Source organism: Arthrobacter sp. Hiyo1 (genome assembly GCF_001263615.2).
Classification (GTDB): Bacteria; Actinomycetota; Actinomycetes; order Actinomycetales; family Micrococcaceae; genus Arthrobacter.
Genome location: NZ_DF952477.1, coordinates 177,318 through 180,841, shown reverse-complemented (window position 1 = coordinate 180,841; position 3,524 = coordinate 177,318). Strand labels below are relative to the sequence as shown.

The window sequence follows — 3,524 nt, the reverse complement described above, 5'->3', positions numbered from 1 at the left end:
CCCTGCCCTGGGAGCCGGACGGGACCTCGTTCGGTTTCGGTACCGGCGGCTCGCACCTGCCCCAGCCGGATGGTTCGCCCGGTACGCCGTGAGCGTCGAAGAGAAGGACCCTGCCTCGACATTGTCTTTCTACCGACGCGCCCTCGCCCTGCGGCACCAGCTCCAAGGTCCGGAGACTCTTGAATGGGGGGACATCAGCGATGAGAATGTGCTGCATTTCGTGCGCCCCGGCAACTGGCATGTCGTGGCCAACTTCGGGACAGCACCGGTGGCCCTGCCCAAGGGTGAGGTGCTCCTTGCCAGCGCCGACGTCAAGAACGGCACGCTCCCCGGCGAGGCAACCGCCTGGATCCGCAGCTGAGTCCGTTGATGCGCTGTTCGTTGCTGAGCGCGGTCATGCTGAAAGACACGACCACCAGAAGCACGACAGTGAGCATGCTCGTGAACCCGGACCTTCGGGCCAGCCTTTCCCGGGGAGTGCCAGCCAGTTTATTGGTCCCTGGCCCGCCGATCCCCGCGTGTCCCGTGAGCGGGTGGGCTTGTACTCAAAATTTCGCTCGTACTACGCCTCAGGAGCAAGTTTGAAGGAAGCTCGTGGCACCAGGACGTTCATGGAAAGTCACGGTGTGGCCGCTGTCGTCGTGGAAAACGGCCTGCGAGCCTGCCACGGTGATGGTGCCCGATTGGTAGGGGTTGCCCCAGCCCGCTGGGGGATTTCCGTGGCCGTCGTTCAGCGGTTGGTCGGCGAGGAAGAAGGTGTCCTGCACCCGTGCCTCATAGATGCCGCAATGAGTGAAGAGGGCGAAAGGGACACTTGAGACGGGGGTGGTTGCCGGACTTGTCGAGGCATCGATTGTCGGCGTTGCCGGCGTCGCACATCCACTCATCACCGCCATCGCGGCTGCCGCCGCGGCAATGCACCGAACATATCGAAGTGCCATGCGCCAAGACTCGCGGACGACAGGCGCGCGGTCAAGAGCCTGGGGTCCACACATACGCGGTATTGCCAACCGCTCGCGGCCGTCGCACAATCGGCAAGTGAGGTTCGATGGAGTGGTTCCCGAAGACGCACCCGACCCGCGCCTCGAGCATGCCAAGCGTCTGGTACTCATGCCGATTCCGATCATGGGTCTGGTGTCCCAGCCTTCGCTGGAAGATCCGGATATGGTCGGGTTCCACTACGGGCAGGATTCCCGCGGATACAACGAGATGTCGGCGAGCATCACCTACACGCTGTGGCGGAACCCCGCTGACCGAGCCGACCCGATAAACCTGGCCGAGCTCGACGAGCAGACGCGAAGGTCGATCGAAACTGTTACCCCTTGGCCCCGGCCGGCCTGGCTAGTTGAAGGGGTTCAACGCATGCGATACCCGAAGCTCTGGGAGGCTGTGAGGACCACCTGGCACCGCGAGGCCTCCGAACGCTCATCTCCGGCCAGGGTGCTGGCCGAACATATGAACTACATCCTCATGAACCGCTACCGGCGCGAACGACAGCTCGGAGGCAACGTCTGGGACGGACTCGCCCCCGACCTCAGAAGTCGACCGGCCAACCGTGAGGTGGCAGTGCGGATTGACGGCATCGAAGTGCAGGGTGTGGAGATGGACAAGAACCCGTTCGTGTACGGGGTGGGTGCATCCCTCGAACGGGGCGGCGTTGTGACGGCCGTACTCCCACGCGATGAACTCAAGTACATCCGCATCGAGTTCGCGAAACGCACATCGGCACAGTGAAATTCATCAAGCCAGGGCCACGCCTATGAGCAATAACCGATCTGGCAATGCCCCGTGATTGGAGCTCACTAGGCAGACCTGAACAGTAGCCACTTGTGACTGTTGGTTCGGAATGGCGGCCTTTTCACGGATCGGTTTGGCGGTATAGGTGATTTCCGCTGGGGGATGCGCAAAACTGTCAACAGGTTGACGGTTCCTGAAGGTCTATGTGGACCTCGGAACCTTGGCTGGACTATGAGAGAGGTTGACCGCACCATGGCAGGCAATCGTGATTCCTCAATCAACCCACTTTTCTTCTTTTTGTTCGGGGTGGCCGGGTCGTTGGCCTTGATCGGGGGACTGATTTCGGGCAGTTTAGGATTCAGCTTTTGGCTAGGCCTGGTGACTCTGCTTGTCGTTATCATTGCGTTCGTCGTCACGCGCGTTCGCAGGAGCGGATAGCACGGACATGAGGTGGTGACCATGCTGCCAGCAGTGCGTCAACCGCAGGCTCCACGGAGCCCGTGGTGTGGTCGGAACTCGCCTGTCGATTGGCGATCGTCCAGTGCACGGCGTCCGCGGCGACCGCCTGCCCGCCCTTGGCATACACATAAGGATCAAAAACGACCGTTCGTGAGACTACGTTGAAGGCTGATTGCAGTGTGACTTGGCGGTTAATTCACCACGGGGAATGGCGGTTTCGGTGTCGCCGGAGGCAGCCTTTTGTGCTTAGGGGGCAGGGGTCCAGTGGGCCCCGCCGTCCGCCGTGGTGTACCGGGTGGAGAGCGTGGAGCAGCCGGTCTTCCCCTCAGCGCATGTCGTCCTCGTGGTGTTGGCGATGCCTCTGGCGTCGTCCCGGAACTGGATTCCGAGCGAGTTCATTCCTGAGGGGATCCCCGACATCACGAGCGGCTGGAACTGGGCATCGGCTGTGACCTTGAGTAGCTGTGCGGCACTCGTCACGATGACGGCGTCACTGCCGTAGGTGCTGGCAAGTCCGTTCAGCGGCCCTGGCGCGATGTTCGGCAGTCCCACCGAAGCGCCCTTGCCGAACGTGGCGCCGTCCCTCGTCACGTAGACGGTCGCGGTGCTGGCTGCTCCGTTCGGTGCAAGTGAGATGGCTGCCAAAGCGCTGCCCAGTTGCAGCAGCGAGATCGACGGAGCGCCCTGATATCCGAGCGGTGGCATCGATCCTTGGACACTCGCTGATGTCGGTGAAGGACTGTCCGTTGTCGGTGCTTGACCAGAGGTGGGTGTCCATCGCTCCGCCGCTCACGAGCAGAGTCGATCCGGCCCACGCGGCGTGCGAGGCCTGGCCGGGCAGGGAGACCCTTTGGAGGCCGCCGCCCGGCGTGGAGACGTAGGCGCCCGCGTAGGTCGACATCGTCGCCCCTCCTTCGTGTGGCGGGCCGACTATCCAGTGCTTGCCGTCACCGGATAGCGATACGTCGACGTATGGCACCGGGGTCGCCAAGGCTACCTGGCTGGTCGTCCATGTGGCGCCCGCATCGGAGCTGTTGGCCACGATCAACATGCTGCCCTGCAATCTTGCCTCAACGATGACGGATCCGGCCTGGGCTATCGAGCGACCCGTGCCCGGCGCCACCGGAAACACGACATCCGGCCACAGCGACGCTGCTCCAACCGGGGTTGTCGATCCGATCAGCATGATCGTTTCGTTTGGGATGCTGGCAGCGCTCGACGGCGGCATCGAGCCAAGGCTCGTGATCGGGCTGTTGGGCCCGGGAGCCGATAGGGGTGGACCGCCGACGCCTGCCCACGGCTGGATGATCAGGAACGCTGCGGCGATC

4 protein-coding genes and 1 pseudogene are annotated in these 3,524 nt (G+C 62.9%); 3 read left to right on the top strand and 2 right to left on the bottom strand.

Annotation, left to right across the window (positions count from 1 at the left end):
* Window positions 1-361: pseudogene (locus AHiyo1_RS27625) on the top strand (DUF3459 domain-containing protein); the annotation flags it as partial.
* A 208-nt stretch (window positions 362-569) separates the two neighbouring features.
* Here the strand turns inward: AHiyo1_RS27625 and AHiyo1_RS22240 are convergent.
* Entirely contained in the window at window positions 570-887 is a 318-nt protein-coding gene (locus AHiyo1_RS22240) for a hypothetical protein (protein ID WP_216363292.1), read from the bottom strand.
* A 151-nt stretch (window positions 888-1,038) separates the two neighbouring features.
* On the opposite strand from AHiyo1_RS22240, the gene AHiyo1_RS22235 reads away from it, so the two are divergent.
* The gene (locus AHiyo1_RS22235) at window positions 1,039-1,734 is read left to right on the top strand and encodes a hypothetical protein (protein ID WP_059390030.1); all 696 of its coding nucleotides are present in this window, start codon (window positions 1,039-1,041) and stop codon (window positions 1,732-1,734) included.
* A 708-nt stretch (window positions 1,735-2,442) separates the two neighbouring features.
* Here AHiyo1_RS22235 and AHiyo1_RS22225 read toward each other — a convergent pair.
* Window positions 2,443-2,901 (bottom strand): hypothetical protein, encoded by a 459-nt coding sequence (locus AHiyo1_RS22225; protein WP_059390026.1) that lies wholly within the window; start codon window positions 2,899-2,901, stop codon window positions 2,443-2,445.
* A gap of 308 nt (window positions 2,902-3,209) precedes the next feature.
* Here AHiyo1_RS22225 and AHiyo1_RS25805 point away from each other — a divergent pair.
* Window positions 3,210-3,524 (top strand): hypothetical protein (locus AHiyo1_RS25805; RefSeq protein WP_216363291.1); only part of this gene is annotated, 315 nt, incomplete at its 3' end.

Excerpts from the sequence above, each read along its gene's own strand:
- AHiyo1_RS22240 (WP_216363292.1), bottom strand. The coding sequence starts at position 887 with ATGAGTGGATGTGCGACGCCGGCAACGCCGACAATCGATGCCTCGACA.
- AHiyo1_RS22225 (WP_059390026.1), bottom strand. The coding sequence starts at position 2,901 with ATGCCACCGCTCGGATATCAGGGCGCTCCGTCGATCTCGCTGCTGCAA.